The 18,017-nt window shown below is 34.9% G+C and carries 21 protein-coding genes and 1 pseudogene; 10 read left to right on the top strand and 12 right to left on the bottom strand.

The window, feature by feature from the left end; all coding sequences use genetic code 11:
* Positions 1–82 precede the first annotated feature (82 nt).
* From ANA_RS01550 to ANA_RS01540, 3 genes are all read left to right on the top strand, one after another.
* The gene (locus ANA_RS01550) at positions 83–3,238 is read left to right on the top strand and encodes an alpha-mannosidase (protein ID WP_015078282.1); all 3,156 of its coding nucleotides are present in this window, start codon (positions 83–85) and stop codon (positions 3,236–3,238) included.
* Between the two features lie 123 nt (positions 3,239–3,361).
* Complete coding sequence (locus tag ANA_RS01545) at positions 3,362–3,652, top strand: nucleotidyltransferase family protein (protein ID WP_015078281.1); 291 nt, start codon at positions 3,362–3,364, stop codon at positions 3,650–3,652.
* Positions 3,649–3,981, top strand: a complete 333-nt coding sequence (locus ANA_RS01540) for a HepT-like ribonuclease domain-containing protein (protein WP_015078280.1) — start codon at positions 3,649–3,651, stop codon at positions 3,979–3,981. Before ANA_RS01545 ends, ANA_RS01540 begins: the two co-directional genes overlap by 4 nt.
* Before the next feature lie 137 nt (positions 3,982–4,118).
* Here the strand turns inward: ANA_RS01540 and ANA_RS01535 are convergent, their stop codons facing one another.
* From ANA_RS01535 to ANA_RS01500, 9 genes and pseudogenes are all read right to left on the bottom strand, one after another.
* Positions 4,119–4,271, bottom strand: coding sequence for a hypothetical protein (locus ANA_RS01535; protein WP_235081923.1), 153 nt, complete (start codon positions 4,269–4,271; stop codon positions 4,119–4,121).
* A 30-nt stretch (positions 4,272–4,301) separates the two neighbouring features.
* Positions 4,302–4,529 (bottom strand): type II toxin-antitoxin system HicA family toxin, encoded by a 228-nt coding sequence (locus ANA_RS01530; protein ID WP_015078279.1) that lies wholly within the window; start codon positions 4,527–4,529, stop codon positions 4,302–4,304.
* Complete coding sequence (locus ANA_RS01525; RefSeq protein ID WP_015078278.1) at positions 4,522–4,731, bottom strand: type II toxin-antitoxin system HicB family antitoxin; 210 nt, start codon at positions 4,729–4,731, stop codon at positions 4,522–4,524. The genes ANA_RS01530 and ANA_RS01525 overlap by 8 nt, the downstream gene beginning before the upstream one ends.
* An 87-nt stretch (positions 4,732–4,818) precedes the next feature.
* Positions 4,819–5,172 (bottom strand): XisI protein, encoded by a 354-nt coding sequence (locus ANA_RS01520; protein ID WP_015078277.1) that lies wholly within the window; start codon positions 5,170–5,172, stop codon positions 4,819–4,821.
* Positions 5,160–5,576 (bottom strand): annotated as a pseudogene (locus ANA_RS01515) (XisH family protein). The gene ANA_RS01520 and the pseudogene ANA_RS01515 overlap by 13 nt, the downstream one beginning before the upstream one ends.
* Positions 5,577–5,587: 11 nt before the next feature.
* Complete coding sequence (locus tag ANA_RS26365) at positions 5,588–5,737, bottom strand: hypothetical protein (RefSeq protein WP_158310494.1); 150 nt, start codon at positions 5,735–5,737, stop codon at positions 5,588–5,590.
* A 116-nt stretch (positions 5,738–5,853) separates the two neighbouring features.
* Positions 5,854–7,899 carry a tetratricopeptide repeat-containing S1 family peptidase gene (locus tag ANA_RS01510; RefSeq protein ID WP_015078276.1) on the bottom strand — a complete coding sequence of 682 codons (2,046 nt, stop codon included), beginning with the start codon at positions 7,897–7,899 and terminating at the stop codon, positions 5,854–5,856.
* Positions 7,900–8,047: 148 nt separating this feature from the next.
* On the bottom strand, positions 8,048–9,388 hold the full coding sequence (locus tag ANA_RS01505) for an IS4-like element ISAsp3 family transposase (protein WP_015078275.1): 1,341 nt from the start codon (positions 9,386–9,388) through the stop codon (positions 8,048–8,050).
* Between the two features lie 84 nt (positions 9,389–9,472).
* On the bottom strand, positions 9,473–10,687 hold the full coding sequence (locus ANA_RS01500) for a hypothetical protein (protein WP_015078274.1): 1,215 nt from the start codon (positions 10,685–10,687) through the stop codon (positions 9,473–9,475).
* A 228-nt stretch (positions 10,688–10,915) separates the two neighbouring features.
* Between ANA_RS01500 and ANA_RS01495 the strand changes: the two genes are divergently transcribed.
* The 3 genes from ANA_RS01495 (at position 10,916) to ANA_RS01485 (ending at position 12,311) form a co-directional block, all read left to right on the top strand.
* Positions 10,916–11,140 carry a hypothetical protein gene (locus tag ANA_RS01495; RefSeq protein WP_148279008.1) on the top strand — a complete coding sequence of 75 codons (225 nt, stop codon included), beginning with the start codon at positions 10,916–10,918 and terminating at the stop codon, positions 11,138–11,140.
* 309 nt (positions 11,141–11,449) lie between these two features.
* Positions 11,450–11,836 carry a hypothetical protein gene (locus ANA_RS01490; RefSeq protein WP_015078272.1) on the top strand — a complete coding sequence of 129 codons (387 nt, stop codon included), beginning with the start codon at positions 11,450–11,452 and terminating at the stop codon, positions 11,834–11,836.
* 133 nt (positions 11,837–11,969) lie between these two features.
* Positions 11,970–12,311, top strand: a complete 342-nt coding sequence (locus tag ANA_RS01485) for a hypothetical protein (RefSeq protein ID WP_041457533.1) — start codon at positions 11,970–11,972, stop codon at positions 12,309–12,311.
* 126 nt (positions 12,312–12,437) lie between these two features.
* Here the strand turns inward: ANA_RS01485 and ANA_RS01480 are convergent, their stop codons facing one another.
* Entirely contained in the window at positions 12,438–13,397 is a 960-nt protein-coding gene (locus ANA_RS01480) for a hypothetical protein (protein WP_027405009.1), read from the bottom strand.
* Positions 13,398–13,766: 369 nt separating this feature from the next.
* Here ANA_RS01480 and ANA_RS01475 point away from each other — a divergent pair, with 369 nt between their 5' ends.
* The 4 genes from ANA_RS01475 (at position 13,767) to ANA_RS01460 (ending at position 15,629) form a co-directional block, all read left to right on the top strand.
* Positions 13,767–14,123 (top strand): hypothetical protein, encoded by a 357-nt coding sequence (locus ANA_RS01475; protein WP_015078269.1) that lies wholly within the window; start codon positions 13,767–13,769, stop codon positions 14,121–14,123.
* An 89-nt stretch (positions 14,124–14,212) separates the two neighbouring features.
* Positions 14,213–14,512 carry a hypothetical protein gene (locus ANA_RS01470; RefSeq protein WP_015078268.1) on the top strand — a complete coding sequence of 100 codons (300 nt, stop codon included), beginning with the start codon at positions 14,213–14,215 and terminating at the stop codon, positions 14,510–14,512.
* Between the two features lie 109 nt (positions 14,513–14,621).
* Complete coding sequence (locus tag ANA_RS01465) at positions 14,622–15,149, top strand: hypothetical protein (protein ID WP_015078267.1); 528 nt, start codon at positions 14,622–14,624, stop codon at positions 15,147–15,149.
* Between the two features lie 102 nt (positions 15,150–15,251).
* Positions 15,252–15,629, top strand: a complete 378-nt coding sequence (locus ANA_RS01460) for a hypothetical protein (RefSeq protein WP_041457529.1) — start codon at positions 15,252–15,254, stop codon at positions 15,627–15,629.
* Between the two features lie 430 nt (positions 15,630–16,059).
* On the opposite strand, the gene ANA_RS01455 is transcribed toward ANA_RS01460, so the two are convergent.
* Together ANA_RS01455 and ANA_RS01450 are read right to left on the bottom strand one after the other, a co-directional pair.
* A complete protein-coding gene (locus tag ANA_RS01455; protein ID WP_015078265.1) occupies positions 16,060–16,584 on the bottom strand; it encodes a COP23 domain-containing protein in 525 nt (174 codons plus the stop codon).
* Positions 16,585–16,685: 101 nt separating this feature from the next.
* Complete coding sequence (locus tag ANA_RS01450) at positions 16,686–18,008, bottom strand: serine/threonine-protein kinase (RefSeq protein WP_015078264.1); 1,323 nt, start codon at positions 18,006–18,008, stop codon at positions 16,686–16,688.
* Positions 18,009–18,017 lie beyond the last annotated feature (9 nt).

The raw sequence follows: 18,017 nt of genomic DNA, 5'->3' as shown, positions 1-18,017 counted from the left end.
AGTTGTAGGGTGAGGTTATGAAACTCCCAGCAAGTTGTAAATTTTCGTCAGTGTCAATTATTTATATTATTTTATTGGCAATATGAATCTCCCTGTATCCTCATTAAATACCAAATCTATATCCACAGCAATTGAAAATTTGCGTTCTTGTTGTCAAGTTGATATCCAGTCCACCTGGAGATATCAGGAAACTGACGAGGTAGTTACTGATTTTATCCCATTTAGTTTAACTGATTGGCAACCTGTTGAGCTAAATGAAAAAGATCATATTTTCTGGAAAGGGGGAAAACAGGTATTATGGTTAGGACAAAAATTTTCTGTTCCTGAGAATTTACACAACTTTCCGTTAACGGGTTTGTCTTTGCGCGTGGCTTTGGTATGGTGGGCAGATTTAGCGGAAGTATATGTTAATGATAAGTTAGTATTGACGGGAGATTTGTTTGATTCTTCACCGCGAGTATTACTCAGTTCTAGTGTAACTCCTGGGGAAGAGTTTACCATAGCTTTGCGGTTGGTGAGTCCGGGACATTGTGATGGGGCGTTGATGCGATCGCTTGCAATTTATGAATCAACAGATTACAATCATCCTGATGCTGGTTTTATTGCTGATGAATTAGCAGTTACGGAAATTCTTATCCAAAACTTCGCACCAGAAAAAATTCCAAATCTAGCTAGGGAAGTTGAGAAAGTTACAAATCTTAAAGACGCAGAAAATCAAGATTGGAAAACATATTTGGTGAATTTGCGAGAAACCTATGTGGGTTTAGCTGAATTTATCAACGCCCAAAAATATAAAATCAATTTATTAGGTCATGCCCATTTAGATTTAGCATGGTTATGGCCTGTAGCAGAAACTTGGAAAGCAGCACAAAATACTTTTGAGTCAGTTTTACAACTCCAAAAAGATTTTCCCGAATTGATATTCTGTCATACCACACCGGCGTTGTATGCTTGGGTAGAAGAAAATCGTCCTGACTTGTTTAGAGAAATTCAAAACCAAGTTAAAGCCGGAAAATGGGAAGTTTTGGGAGGTTTTTGGGTAGAACCGGATTTAAATTTAATTGCTGGTGAGTCTATAGTTCGTCAGTTATTATATGGACAAAGGTATTTTTTGCAGAAGTTCGGAAAAACATCTTCTGTAGTTTGGGTTCCCGATACCTTTGGTTTTTGTGCGACATTACCCCAATTTTTAGCAAATGCGGGAATTGAATTCTTTGTGACGCAAAAACTCCGCTGGAATGATACAACTAAATTTGATTATGACTTATTTTGGTGGCGATCGCTCGATGGTAGTCAAACATTAAGTTTCATGTCCGCACCTATCGGCGAAACCATCGAACCTGTTAAAATGGCCAAGTACGCTTGTGAGTGGAAAACTCAAACAGGTTTACAAGATTCCCTTTGGCTTCCTGGTGTTGGTGATCATGGTGGTGGTCCAACTCGTGATATGCTGGAGACTGGAAGACGTTGGGAACATTCCCCAATTTTCCCCAAGTTAGAATTTACAACTTCGGAAAAATATCTTCAATTCATAAAATCTGAAAGTCAAAATTTACCAGTTTGGGAAAACGAACTTTATTTAGAATTCCACAGAGGATGTTATACTACCCACGCAGACCAAAAACGCTGGAATCGTAAATCTGAACATCTATTATATAGTGCTGAGTTATTCGCAACTTTAGCAAATATCCTTTGTGGTGCGAAATTTCCGCAAACAGAAATAGAAACCGCGTGGAAAAAAGTTTTATTTAACCAGTTTCACGATATTTTACCCGGTTCTTCCATTACCCAAGTTTATGAAGACGCAATACCCGAATGGGAAGCGGTGGAAAAAATGGGAACGAAAATATTAGAAGAGTCCTTAATCGGAATCACATCCAAAATCAATATACCACAACCTCCCAATTCTGAAAGTATTCCCGTCATAATTTTTAACTCTCTCAACTGGGAACGTGCGGAAGTTGTTACAGTTGACTTATCAAAAATCATCACCCCAAATTATCCAACCTGGAAAGTTGCTGATATTCAAGGAAAAGAAATTTTATGCCAAAACTGCGAAAATTCAACTTTATTATTTTTCGCAACCATCCCATCTATAGGTTACAGCATTTTCTGGATTTCTCCCTCTTCCCCCCAGCCGAAAATATTCCCCAAAAACTGGATATTAGAAAACGAATATCTGCAAATTCAAGTTAACCCCGAAACCGGAGATCTAACCAGCGTCTTTGATAAAATTAAACAAAGGGAAATTTTAACCGGTGCGGGAAATCAACTTCAAGCTTTTACCGACAGCGGCCAATATTGGGATGCTTGGAATATAGATCCCAATTATAACACAAAACCCCTACCTCCAACCGAATTAAAATCAATTCAATGGCAAGAATATGGAGAAATTCACCAACGGTTGCGAGTAGTGCGTCAACTGGGAAAATCGGAATTTTGTCAAGATTACATTTTGGAACTTGGTTCACCAATTTTGAAAATAACTAATACTGTAAATTGGCAAGAAAATCAGGTATTAGTAAAAACAGCCTTTCCTCTCAATCTCCAAGCCGAATTTGCCACTTACGAAATCCCCTGCGGTGCTATTCGTCGTCCCACAAACCCCCAAACCCCCGCCCAAAAGGCAAAATGGGAAGTCCCCGCTTTACATTGGGCAGATTTAACCACAGATACAGAAGTCGGAAAATACGGAGTTAGTCTCCTCAATGATTGTAAATATGGTTACGATGCCCAACCTAGCCAACTGCGTCTGACTTTGCTAAGAAGTTCCCATTGGCCAGACTCCCAAGCTGATAGAGGAATACACGAATTTACCTATAGTTTATACCCTCATTTGGGCAGTTGGGAAGAAGCAGAAACTGTAAAACGTGGTTATGAGTTAAACGTGCCTTTTGAAGTATTAGTAAATCCAGATAATTATCAATGTAATTCAGATGGTTGTCAAAGTCAAAGTTTTCTATATTTATCAGCAGATAATTTGATTTTAATGGCACTTAAACCCAGTGAAGATGATTCGGAGAAATTCATTCTTCGCTTTTATGAATGTCATGGAAAAACAGCGAATTTATCTTTACAAAGTCAGATTTTAAGTTTAGGAGAACCAGTTGATTTATTAGAGAATTGTCTTAAATTAGAAGAAAATATTCAACCTTGGAAAATTGTGACATTTCAAGCCACATTAATTAATTGTTCTCAGGATTTAGCTAAAGATAAATGTTTACCATTTTCTTTGTAAATAATTACTGTAAAGGTGCGAATTTTCATAAGTTTTATTGCTGAATTTCCTCCTTTTCTGTATTGACAAATACTGATGCAATCTAATAAAATAGAAAGGGCTAATCTTTTTCAAAAATAACTTATGGGAATTGAAGAATTATTGCTACCATTTCGAGAACAAATATTAAAAATTGCCACTAAGTATGGTGCTTATAATCTGCGAGTTTTTGGTTCTGTTGCTAGAGGTGAAGCAACACCAGATAGTGATATAGATTTTTTAGTAGAACTTAAACCACAAAGTAGTTTATTTGATTATATTGGTTTAATGCAAGATTTAGCAGCATTGCTAGGACGAAAAGTGGATATTGCTGAACCTGGTAATTTACATGAATTAATTAGAGATAAAGTATTAAGTGAGGCTGTACCTTTATGAAAGATGAGCGTTTGTATTTAAGTAATATTAAAGAATGTATTGAACGAATAGAAGAATATACGAAAGGTGGTAAAGAGGAATTTATGCAAAACAAGATGATTCAAGATGCTGTAATTCGCAATTTTGAAATCATTGGGGAAGCAACAAAGAGATTATCACCTGAGTTGAGAAGTCAATATTCTGATGTTCCTTGGCAGCAAATGGCAGGTTTACGAGATGTTTTAATTCATGATTATTTAAAGGTAAATCTTAATTTAGTTTGGCAAATTATTGAACAAAATTTATCTAATTTGAAAAGACAAGTTACAGCAATTTTGCAAAATCCATAACATCTCGTAGGGGTTTAGCATTGCTAAACCCCTACAGAATGTCAATATATTCAATAATGTAATGGCTTTATTTTTCAGGAATAGCAGATAACAAACAACGTAAAGCACGATTCACATCTTCTGATGTTTGAAAAACTTTATTCTTCATCAGGATCAAGAATTACAGTAATTTTATTTTCTGAGGTAGTAGAAAACCGATTAGGACGAGCTTTTGTATAATCGAAATTATACTCTGGTAATAAATCACCAGCATCAAAATCATCTTCTTGATTCATTGGTGTTTTGTTCATAAATCTTTGTTTAAACTAGAGATATAGTTTTTATAGATTTTCTATAAATTCTTCAGGAGTAATTTGTGCTTGTTTAAGAACACCGCTTAATGTACCTACTTTTAATTCTGGATGTAATGGTACAACACAACCAACTTCTCCATTAATTGTTTGTTTTTTCATGATTACATGACTACCTGTTTGTCTAATTTGATAAAAACCCATACGTTCTAATGTCCGAATTGCTTCTTTACTAGAAATTCGTGGTAATTTAGGCATAAGTAACCTCTATGCTAGTCACATATCTAGGAGAGGTTTCTGGTAAAGGAAATTCTTCTAAATAAAGTCGTGTTGCTTCTTTTAAACCTGTTATTGCTTGTTCTATAGTTTCTCCTTGATCTACAGTACCAACTTCTGGACATTCAGCGATATACATATCATCTTCTTTGTAGATTATGACTGTAAAACTGCGACTTTTCATAATTTTTATGAGGGTTACATCTATGTTTATTTTAACATAAAAGGTAAGGGTTTAGCATTGCTAAACCCCTACAATATTCTCGTTATTTCAAGCCGTAGCAAACTCTGTGAAAACTCTTTTACTGGGATGATGGAAACCCAAAACAATATCATTTTGCGGTATTCCTGCTGATAGTAAATCATCAACTATACATAAATCTGTTGCATCTTCTTCTACCCAAACTTTGCCGTTTTTAATGGTAAGATAAATGATGATATGCTGTATTTGCTTTTTGTCATCCCAACCAAAACGAAACCAAATATATTGATCTCTGTTTTCATCAATAGCTAAACGTTCACTAACTTCAAATTCATATTTTTTTGAAATTTGAGTATTACTCATTTCGTAATATTCAGTCAATATTTTTTTGATAATATTCCGGTATTGTTCTAGTTTATCCATTGCTGAATTTCCTCCTTTTCTGTATTAACAACTATTAACAGCAGGTGATTTTCCTGAATTACAGCTTGTACAGATTTTCGTTGAAAAAATTTCTCATAGACAACATCATCAATAGCTAAATAGAGTTTATATTCTGGTGCTGTAAGTTGAATGAGATTCCGATATACTATATATTGTCCCAAGGCGTTATGAAAATCATACATCAGCGATTTGCTGACAAAACTTTTAATTTCCACAACTATTTTCTGTCCTTGACGTTCTGCGGCAATTGGTTTTTCTGCTGCTAGGTCTGCGTATAGTTCGGCATCCTCGTATTTGATAATATAAGGGTTATCTGTGATAGTCTAACGGTCTTTTATCAATGCGTTTTTGACTTCGTTATGGTAGATATCTTTGGCTGGCATATTGGCATTATTTAATTATACTCTAATTGTAGTTTCAGGTAAGGGAAATTAGCAATTCTTGATTCTCGGTTAGCAGAAGCAGCTAGTACCCTGCGGCGTAAGTGAATGAACCATTTTTTAGCCTTGTGGTCAATCAAATTTTCGGAGCTTTTAATGGTCATGTTATTTGCGCCAACCTGTACTAGTGGTTGTGGTGTTAGTTTGGTTGTTTTTGATTAGGGTTGGTTAATGTATGGGTGGAGAATAGAAGGTAAAATAAAGATAATAGTAGCTATAATTAATTCAATAATTCTTGTGTTTTTTGAGCATTTTGTGTATTACCTTGTTGTTGAAATAGTTGTTTTGCAGTTTCTAAATCTTTAATTGCTTCTTGTTTATTACCTTTGAGAATATAAGTTAGGATTCGACCATAATAAGCCTTTCTATTTAGGGGATTTATAGTGATAGCTTGAGTGTAATCTTGGATGGCTTGATCTAAATTTCCTTGTTTACTATAAGCATTACCTCGATTATAGTAAGCATTTTCATACTTAGAATTTATAATAATAGCTTGGGTATAATCAGCAATAGCTAACTCAGTCTTTCCTTGTTTACTATAAGCAACCCCACGATTATAGTAAGCTGCTGCAAATTGAGGATTAATGGTAATAGCTTGGGTAAAATCAGCAATAGCCTGATCATATTTTTTCTGTCCTCGCCAAATCCAAGCAACATTATAAAAAGCTTGCCAAGAATTTGGATCTTTGCCAATGGCATTTTCCATCGCTGCAATTACATTATCTATATCAGCAATGCGCCATAATTGAATACCATAATTCAGCCAATCTTTACCACTACCATTCACAGGGTCAGGTGCTGAAATATTTGGGAAGAATGCTAAATTAATTGAATTAAAATCAGATGATTTTGGTTCAATTTTAGCTACAGTTAATTTAGCTTGGGGTAACTGCCATAACCCATCCTTTTGATAGAACAAAAAACTTTCAATAGACAAACCCAAACTATATCCTAAAACATCCTTTTCAGCAAAATTATGAATACCAACTAATCTCCCCTCTGTATCCCAAATCCCCCCGCCACTCATACCCGGATACCCTTGATTGCTATATGCTAATTCATACCCTCTCGGTTTAGCCCAAAAATCTGTATTTGTTTCAATAGTTCCCACACTAAATAATGAAGGATGATTTAATTCTTCCCCCTTCCAACCATAAAGAAATACATATTGTGCTTTATCAGACAATTTATAATCCCCCAAAGTAGCAACTTGATAAACCTGAGAACTACGAAACTGTAAAACAGCCATATCAAGTCCCTGTCTGGTGCGAATAGTCTGATTATCCACCTTATATACTTGTTTATCAGGTGCAACAACTTGATACTCCTGTTTATTTTCCACCACATGAGCAGCCGTTAACACATAATAAATATCATTATCCTTAGCAATAATTACCCCGCTACCAATACCACCATTAGCCTGTTTAATCTGCACCGAAGACTGTTTAGCAATATCTAAAACCTTAGCCGGAATACCGCCAATTTTCCTAATTACCCTCTCAGGAAACAAAGCTAAATCAGGTGCAGCTTCATCTACTAAATTAACCGCAATACCCCAACTATAATTACCCCATTCCTTTAAAGTTTTCTCATCAGGTTGTTCACCTTGTAAATAGCGAAAATCAGTTTGTAAAACGGGGTTAGCAAGTTTACTATTTATCCCCACCAAATAACCTTTTTCATTAATAATTGCTCCTCCACTCATCCCCTGTTGAATATCATTATCATAGGCTATTTGTTGTCCTTTAATTAACGGCTGATTTAAAAATAATTTCGCTGTACCTTTGGTAGTTTGCAAATTACCTTTAACATATCCTCCAGCAAAAACCTTTTCTCCTGGTTTAATATTCTCTTCCCCTAAACCAGCAACTAAATAAGTGGTTTCACTGCTAAAAGTCAATTTAGCTAAATCATATAAATCATCTTTTTTATTATCTTGTCTATCTACCTTAGAAAATTCAACGGGATAAATTTGATTATCTGGAGTGACAACTTTCACAGATTTAGCATTTTCTATCACATGATAATTAGTGAGAACAGTATAAAAGCCGTTTTGTTTTTTAATAATAGTTCCTGAAGCTGCTTCTTTATCATCAACTAGGACTTTTACAGTAATTTCTTTTAAGACATCTTTTAATTCTGATTCTGATAAAGTCCCTGGTTTGCGTGCGAACAAGGAAGAATTACAACCAGTGATAATAATAGGAGAAGCGGGAAATAGGAGAACAAAGAATAATAATAAATGGGATAATTTGTGTAATTTCATAGATGGTAATCCTGGTATTTGGTAATTTTGTTGTTGGTTAATTTTCCGTTTGTTTCATAACCCGTCGGGGAATCAATTCCCCGTCTAATAGCGAAAGTCCGTTAAAACGGACTAAAAAATTCTTCCATTGGTCAATACTGTAGCCAAATTACGAGGGTTCAACGGCTGTAGGAGCATTGTGAACACGACCAAGAGAGGTAAGCTTGGCAAAAATCTGGGCTAATAAAATAGGCTCTGGTTGTTCCGGAAGCATTTTTAACATTTCACGAACATATCGAAAACCACGACAGTAAGCCTTAAGATCAATAATTCCAGCACCAGGATTATCTTGACGGAATTGAGCTAAAAGATAATGAGATAAGTTGACCATAAAAAAAGAAAGATTGGCCGCATTAGTCACCGCAGTTTGACCCCGATTCATAAAATCTTCCAATCCCCAGAACTGCTTGGCATCACGAAAATTAAATTCGATTTGAAAGCGGAGTCTATAGTAGTCGATTATTTTCTCATAAGACAAATCTAAGTCACTGGAAAATAAAATCACATGACTAACAGCATTCGTCTTGATATTTGTTTTTACCAAAATCACTACATTCAAGGATTGAGCAAATTCTTTGTGCAGTAGAGTCATTTGATAAATATCAGTTTTGATATCTTCGTCAATACTGCTTTGACGTAAATATTCCCCAGCAATATTACGCCAGTCCAGCTTATCTCCGTATTTACGACGAGAACGATGATTAGGGTCAGGATGTTGGTAAGGTATGTATAACGCCGAATCGTGGCGTAATTTGGAAATTATGTGTAACTTTACCTGTCTAGCCATTTGCAAAGCATTATTGTTCCCAAAGTGACCATCTACAACCAAGTAAGTGAGGGGGATAAAGTTAGCTATTAACTTAAATAGCTCATTAATCATTTTCTGAATTCTTAGTAGTTCAGATGTAAAAATCACCTCCTGTTTATTTTTGTTCTTACTCCCTTTTGGTCGTCCCCGTCCAGGTTTTTCTTGAGGTTTTACTTCTGGAATTGGTGAGACAATACTTTTTTCTACATCGCTCTTGATTACCTGTTCTATCTGAATCGGAAATGAGTGTCTTTGTTGAACACTTACTAATGATAAGGTAAAGAAAGATAGCCCCGATATTGGTTTGCTTGTTAGACTTGAGAAGAACCTATCTAATCCATAGGTTTTTTTCCCGGCTTTGCTTATTACTACTTCATCTCCTGCCAACAAATAAACATCATTTGGGCAAAACAAATGCCGCCGAAAAAACACCCAGAACACCGTTGCCCACGGTATGACTGTCCGAAAGAATCTGATTACCGTCCGATAACTACCACCACTAAGCGTCCAACGCGAAATTCCCAACATCGTTACTCGTCCGCTCATTGCTAACATGGCCATGATGATCTGACTCAATTGCCGCATAGTCGTCACTTTTATTTCTGGTAGCAGGCATTGCAGGAGTGTTAGGATATCAAACATGGGCTGTATGTGGTTTTCGAGTTTTTGTTTTGGAAGACTATAACTCTACTACATCAGCCCTCTCTCTTCATCCTCTTTTTTTGGCTACAGTATTGCTGGTAATAAATGTTTTACTGTTCTTAGTAATCCTCCGGTAATATATCTTATGGCTTCACCTCCGGGAATATCTAATCTTTTTAAGATTATGGAAACTGTAGTATTTTTTAAGGCTTCAACCAAAACCCCCGGTAATTTTACTCCCTTTAAAATAAATGTTGTCAGAATACTTTCGGTAATTTTTTTTAATACTTCAATGGCGTTTATAGTTGTTGGTACATCCACAGGAACAATTGCACCATAAGCACTAGAAATATCACCAAATTGGGATTTAAGTGAATCTTTTTTATAGTTACTTTGGTTTTTATTAGATAACAATTTTCCGGCTTTTCTAAATAGTTTTTTGATACCGCCAATTGTTGGTTTAACAAGCTTGCTTTTCAAAAACTTCAATACCCCTGATTTAGCTTTGTATTTTTGTCTAGCTTCTGCCTTAGCCATTTTATATTCATTTTTATCTGAAATCAATTCTTTTATTGATTGTAAGGCATCCTCAAGTTGTTTTTTGAGTTTATCTAGGAGTCCTTGAAATATATTGATAATGTTGAGGTTGTCTTTGGGAAAATCAGCGATCGCCGATGAAAATTTCTTATCGGTTTTCTCTCTAATTTCAATAAAATGATTTATTACTTCCTGTGGTACAGGTTCTTGCTGTTGTTCAAATTGTGATAATAAATTATCATAAGCATTGAGCATTAATGTTTTTAAATCCTCAATTTGTTGAGAAAACCAACTTTTATTAGCTTGTTCTACATTTTTAATTCTGTCATAAATTGATTCATTATTATTGTAACCACTATTATTAATATTCTTCCAATTAATCAGTATATTATTAACTTCTACGGACGCTTTATAAGTTTCAATATTCGCTGGGCGTTGTCCAATTACATCAAGTTTTTGTTGTCCGACAATATTTGGATTACCGTGTACTTTAGAGTTAAAAACCTTGTTGACACCATAACAAGATTGCAGGATTTCCGCAGAAGCATAACCAACTTCATCATCTAATTCTGGTTCGGAAAAGTAATTAATAATTGCTTTTAAATCAGGTAAATTATTTTGCAAGTACACCACTGGCTGAATTGAATCAAACCAATCTTCTTTAGTTGATAAAGCTTGCACAACTTCTGTGGGGACTCGTAACCCACCCTTGTTTACCCAAATTCCATTGGTTATTTGACTTAAAACTTCTTCTGGTGTCATGGTCTATTAATTTACTATTCTAGTTGATTTTTTTGCCATATTTGAGATGTAAAAATTCAGGATTCAGAAAGATGAAGAATATTTTCTTCTATATTCAGCATTTTGTATTCTGAACCATTAAGTTGAAATTAGTTTTAAACACCATAATCTAGGTTATGTTGAAGATACAGAATAAGAAGATGAACTGGGTGCTATCGCTTTGGGATGGTGTTGTTATTAGTTAATATCATGACCACTGCATTCTTTAAACGTACAGGAATTAACCCTTTAAAATCAATTGAAATTACTGTTGAACAATTAAATCTGCTATTCAATGAACCCCGAATTACTGGAGTCGTTGATATTTCAGGTTCAGGTAAGTTAATTGTTAGCTGTGAAGACGGTTTAGCTAGGATGATTGGGTTTTCTGATAGTGAAATAATTTGGTTTGACAGTTATTCAGAACAGGATTAAGTAGGTAAACAAAATAAAAATGAGGGGTATTGCGTTTTGTAAAATGGCTGAAACTCAATCAGAATCTTGCATTGAGACAACTTTACATACCGTTATATACCTTTAAATTTTTCTGTTCACCTACTTAGTAGAAAAAAGGGAATAGGCATGAGTCAATCTATTCCCAGCACTTCATCATCTATTCACTGAAATATAGCTATTGTTTGATTCTAACATGAATATGAGCAAAATTAATTTTATATAGTTAAATGAAGATTACAAAAAACAATTGATGCTATCGCTTTTTAGTCTTGGTGTTTTTGAAATTTAATGATGAATAAAATCAATTTTGCGGGTATTGAAGGCAAGGTTTTACAAGTTAGTCCACATGGGAATTATCAGGTGGTAGAACTGAGCGATAGCGAAGCGCTCCGCAGGAATCGCATTACCATTGTCGGCACTTACTCGAACAAGTTTCATTGGCCAGAATCCAGCGATGAAAGCTCAGGATTCACCAGTTTTATCACTTACATTGGTTTGAAACAAGTGGATTTCCCCAGATTCCGAGATTGGGTAATTGCTAATAATGGGTATTTCGAGGGAGACGACGGTACACCCAGACAATCAAAACGAGTCCGCAGATTTCCACTGGAGATTAAGGTGAGGGGGTTACTCGCTGAATCTGTTGTTGAGTTGATTCATGGGGAAATTGGATAATGTTTGAAAATGCAGGTGACAGTTACCAATTAAGGTAATTGAGGATTGAAACCAGCAATAACAAATAGCAAATAGCGTTATTGATTATCGGTAATGCTATTGCTTAATGTTCAATAATATAGGGGATTGTATCATGATTGGACAATTATTCACCACTGGAATTGGTATTTATCAAATGTATCCCGGTGATGATAACAAATGGATTGCCCAAGTTGATTTTGAGGATGAAAGTCATGCCCAATTATGGGGTGTGCAAGGGACTTTAGCAACAAAATATGGTGATGATTTATTGGAATCTGTGAGAACCGTTAAACAGGATGCCGAGAATTTGGGGATGAGAATGTTGTCATTACCTGATACTAAACTCAGACTCTATGTGAAACGATTGTTTGTTGATAATGCTGAAGTATGGAAACAAATTGAATCTGTAGGTAAGGAACTTGATTTGGAAGTGATTTCTTGTTTACCTGAATAATTAATTCAAACAATTGTCTACATTTAATCAATTGCTAGATACTAAGAGTAATAATTTTTGAACATTAGTATTCTGTTTGTTTATCCCTGACTTTTGATAAAATCATAAATCAGGGACATAACAGCATTATTTTGGCTGTAATACTGCGTTAATTAATGTTTGAAACTCATCCAGTGAATTAACGCTAATGGTTTTTAAATGTAGGTTTTTTAAAGCCATTAAATCATTAATTTCTTTGAGAGTTTCCATTAATTTTTCAGGTAAAGTACCAAAGCGATTTTCTAGTAAATCAAAAATGTTTTGTTGGCAGGTTTCTTTAGCACCTTTTACTTGTCCTCTTTCTTCTGCAAGTTCTTCAATAGTGCTGAGGAAAGGCATATTTAACTCCTTTTCGTGTTGTTCTAATTTATGGTTAAACTCTAATTGCAATGGTGGTGGTAACGTCATCATTTTATCAATGAACTTGACTAAATTAATAATGTCAAATTTAGTTAAGCCTTTTTGATACAATGGTCTGACTAAGTTCCATTTCCATTGTTCTCTTTGCGTTAAGTCCTTAGTAGTGACTTTGGTTTTCAGATGTGCCATTACTATTATAGCAAACAGATTGTTACTTGCAGCTAGTTCTTCCCATTGATAGTCTAGCAGTTTCACTGTACTGAATTTGATTTTAACTTCACTATCCCCTAAACCGTATTCATAACTATTTGGTCGCCAACTTTTGTTTTCATCTCCTAATATTGCTAAACTTATTACTGGTTTATTAAATAAATCAAATGAACGATAATTATAGATAAACATTCTTTGAGGAAACTGTTTATCATATTGACTTTGGACTTCTATATGAATCAAAATCCAAATTATTTCATTATTCAATAACCAGACTTGAAACAATTTATCCGCATAACGTTTTTTTGTTTGACTAGATGCAGTAATTTGTTCTAGTTCTTTATCTAAAGAAATAGGGGGTTTACTCCAGTCAATTTGTTCGTATATTTTTGGATAAAAGAATTGTAGAAATGATTCAAAATATTGTCCTATAGCTTCTTTCCATGTTTGATCATAGTTCGCTGTTGCTTCTGTCATATTTGCCCCCGGTTTTTGGGATTTATAATAAATCCCCAACTTCTTTATGATACCATTAATTTTGTTGTCAATAGTATGATATTGTCTGAGATTTATATACTGCAAAATTTAGTATAATTAATAATGCCCCTGGCGTTGATAATTTAGTATGGTTTGGCGATTCCTACGGAGCGCTTCGCTATCGCTTCACTGCTCATTCACTTGAGAACCCCGAAGTATTATCAATATTATCAGCATTGTAAACATAGGTAATCAGCCCCCTATTGGCATTGATAGCGCAGCGTGGCGTAAGCCATAGTCTTGAGTTACCCGGAAGTTATCGGTAGGGGCGCTATCGCGCAGAGGGGGCGTTGTTTTCGAGGTTTTGTTATGGCTATCAACATTCTTTCCAAAGCTGACAAGAAACTTTCTCAACTCAAGGATGGAATTCGAGTTTTGGCTTGGGAACAGTACAAGATTGATAATCGTGTTAAAGGTGAGGAAGGTTATAAAATCTTTGAAGCAGAATGGTTAACTCATGACATTCATAAGATGGATCAAGCCAAGTTTGATAAGTTTATTGCAGGTTTAGGTTATACCGTAGATGACTTACTTGCTGAAAGGAATAGATATTATCAGAAACGTAATCGAGCTACTGGTATTGGTAATGAACCCGCTAGTTTTGATAACAAACCTGCCAGTGTTGATTATGTTGAAGGTAATCAACCAGATAACATTCCATACTAATTAGTTTATAGTCCTAGTCTCCTTTGGGGATTAGGGCTTTTTTTTAATGTTATCACTTTCCGTTTTTGATTATCTAACATGAGGAATTTATGGCTATTAATATCCCCAGTAAATTTGGTAGTCGTTTACCTGAACCCAATAAGAAAAAGGGTATTGACTTTGATAAACTCACTGAAAAACTTCGCTTTGAACGTGATAATATTCAACCCTATTTAACTAATCATCAACTTCTATTCTATCATCATAATTGTGATTTATTTGTAGGTAATTACTATCACGGTAAAAATCATTTCCTGAATGTGAACTTCACCGGCGATGAAAGTGAAGAATACCCACCACATCGTAATGATGAATATGATGAAGTTGGTAAGATTTTAGCTCACATTTAGTCATTTAGTCATTTAGTTTAATAGTCTTGACTCCCACTGTCAGGACTTTTTTGATGTTTAGTCGTTGGGGCGCTATCGCTGAGGGAAGTTGAGTAATTTGGAGAATTTCATGAATCCTAACCCCAGTGATTTGAAATTAGTTAGTAAAGTTAAATCCGAAACTTTAGCTGATTTAAGAAGCTTTTGTAGAGAAAGTGTGAATTTAATGACCAGTGATGTTTCTAGTTACGCTCAAGGCAGATATCGCCTTTGGTTATTTCATGAGTGTGATTTGAGAACTCCAAGTACAATCACTAAAGCTTATCATAATGATAGACTTGGGAATTTCTGTCAGCGAGTTTACCCCGGAACTAATATCGGCTTGTTAACTTTCGGTGGCAAGATTGGTAATATTCAAAGTACCGGATTGATTATACCACATCGAGATCATAGTTATTCTAGAGCGATCGCTAGAACTGTGAATCTTGGTAGTTGTATATTTCATTATAACGGTAAAGATTATCAACTTAATGATGGCGATATCATTGAGTTTAATTGTAAGAAACTTCATGGTGTTACTAAAATCTTGAGTGCAGAAAGATTTAGTATCAATCTCTGGCAGTTGAATCAAGAGAAAGGTTACTTTCCAATAGTTTAGTTGCCAAAATAAATAACTCCAGTTTAACAAGATTGGAGTTATTGTTTATTAATCTGTGGGGGCGCTATCGCGGAAAGGGGGCGTTGTTTTTTGGTATTCATCATGTTTTATCAAGCCCCTGAAATCCAAGGCAGTATTCGCAATCTTCGTCAATATTATCGTGAATCTATGCGTCAAGACGTATGGGCTTATGAAATATATATTGATGACGTTTTAGTTATTAGTGAGGATTGTCATTGGTGGTCTAACACCCGTGCAGAAGTCATCACAGCAGTTAAAGAAATCGGCGAACAACTCAAGCAAAAAGAGTTAGTTAAACGAGAATTAGCCACGGTTGGTAATAACTTGTATGTTAAGTGGTGTACAGATATCACCAGAGCAGGTAAAGCTCAAGGTATCACCGGGTATTATAGTATCTTTGTTAAAGGCAAACCATATTCTGTATATCAATACCTTAGTCAAATTACGAGGGTGAGATGATAATGCTTTAACCATGAACTCCCGTTCCTCGCTCTTGCTTGGCAAAAACAATCACCCCTAAAAATTCCTTAAAGGTTTCCGACAAGGATTTTTTAAATGTATTGACGGTAGGATAAGGGTTTTAGATTCTAAACTACCTTTTCATCGAAACGCTTATATATGATTATTTTTGCCGTTTTTGCCAAAAATTATCAAGGCTCTTATTTTGGCAATAGTATTGATTGGTATTTGATAATTTGGTTATTGGCTAATTTTCGATTTGCTTCATAACCCGCCTGGGAATGAATTCCCAGTCTAATAGCGCAAGTCCGTTAAAACGGACTAAAAAATCCAAAAAATCCTTCCATTCAGTCGGTTTTAACCGACTTTAGCTTTGAGACAGGGAATTTATTCCCTGGCTTTATTGGCTTTATTGGCTTTGTTCCTATCTTTATTTATTAAACACTTTGAATATATCAACAGTACAAGTTAAATTACTACGAGGTTTTACTGCACAAGAAGAAGTTAGATACGCTTTGGAGGCATCACCATTTAACACCGCAGTAAAAGATTTTAATTCCACATCAGCATCATCTGTATCTAATAATGTTAAAATCAAAGTATGACAATCTTTGCCTGTGCTGGTGCATAAAGACTTTAAGAGTTTGCGAGGGTCATTTTCAGCTTCAGAATAACCCCAAGTTAAATCTTTCAAACTTCCATTATCATAAGCAGTTTGTAATTTTGGTGTTACTTCCTGACATCTTCGTTGAGGAGGAAAACCAGCTTTTACAAAATTCGTGCGTTTCCACTCTATTAAATCTCGCGTTTTGTCTTGGTATTTAACCTTAGCAACAGGTTCTCCATTACCGTCTGTTTCACAGGAGAAAACAACCTTTTCAGATTTTTGACACGCTGTGAATGTGAGGTTTAAAATGAGTATACTTGGAAATAATAGCCACTGATAACTTTTCATAATTGGGATTGTCTTTGTGCTGGATTATTATCTTTATTGTCTGAATCAGGATGTCCAGGATTTAAGGATGTACAGGATGAATATGGGGATTTTATCACTAATTACCTATCTGTCACCCAAGCTTTAATTACATAATTACCACTTGCTGCTTTTGTTGATGTAATTTTAAATTGATAAGTACCCGTTTCTACCATAATAGAAGCGGTGAAATCATTATCTTTTGTTCCTACATTAGATACAGGATTAAAGTATTTATCATCTGGTTTCATCATCGTGAGTTGTGGTTGAAAATCATTGCTGATTATTTGCACTGTTAAATATTGTCTTTGATCACTTTTAAAAGTATAAACATCATAAGTTTTATTATTGGATAACTCTTTTTGATCTGATGATGTTAGTTGTCCTGATTTGGCTTTACCATCAGCTATTAGTTGATCATTAGATTTGGGTAATATGGACATAACAGCCATAACTACACTAATAATCAGGATGATTCCTGAAATAGTGCCAAGAATTAATTTCCAGGGAATTGGAGGTGCTGGAGGTGGGGGTGCTTGATTTCCCATTAATGCTTGTAAGCCTTCCTCGGCATTTTGAAAGCGTTTTGTATAATCCTCACAAATCATTTTATTTAAAATATCAGCAAATTCATGACTTACACTTGCTTTTTTTTGCCAATTTTCAGCTAGTAAAGGTGTATAACTGGGATCTTCTCCCGTGATAGCAAAGACTCCAATCATACCAATAGAATAAATATCACTAGCAAAAGATACTATTCCCAATAATATTTCTGGTGCAATATATCCTTTTGTTCCTCCCATAACTGAACCTACTTTTATTCCCGGAACGGTTACTTCTTTCGCTAAACCGAAATCAATGATAACTAATTTATTATCACTACTTCTGCGAATAATATTATCTGGTTTGATGTCTCGATGAATAATTGCATAACCAGGATTATTTTGAATGTACTCGAAGACTTCTAGAATCTCAATTAATAAAGATATCGTCTTTTCTTCTGATAATCTTTGATTTTGTCTGACGTCTTGACTTAAAGAATTTCCTTCAATATATTCTTGTACATAAAATTCTTCTCCACCTTCTGAAAATCGTTCATAAATTGTGGGAATTTGTTCATGTTTCTCACCAAGTTTACCTAATGCTTGCGTTTCTATTCTGAACAGCCTTAAATATTCTTGCCAATATTGATTTAATATTTCTTGCTGTTGTAAAATAGATAAGTTTTCAATATCTAATTTAGATGCAGTAGGTTTTTTGAGTTGTTTTAAAATCCGAATTGGTTGATTTGGATGATTAGAGTCTTTAACTTTATAGGTAATGCCAAAACCAGTATGATGAGACAAAAGATCGATAATTTTGTAACGTTCTCTCAGCAAAGTCCCTATTCGCAAGATATTATTCATAAATTATCT

The organism is Anabaena sp. 90, assembly GCF_000312705.1.
Lineage (GTDB): Bacteria > Cyanobacteriota > Cyanobacteriia > Cyanobacteriales > Nostocaceae > Dolichospermum > Dolichospermum lemmermannii.
This window is presented reverse-complemented; position numbering and strand designations above follow the sequence as displayed.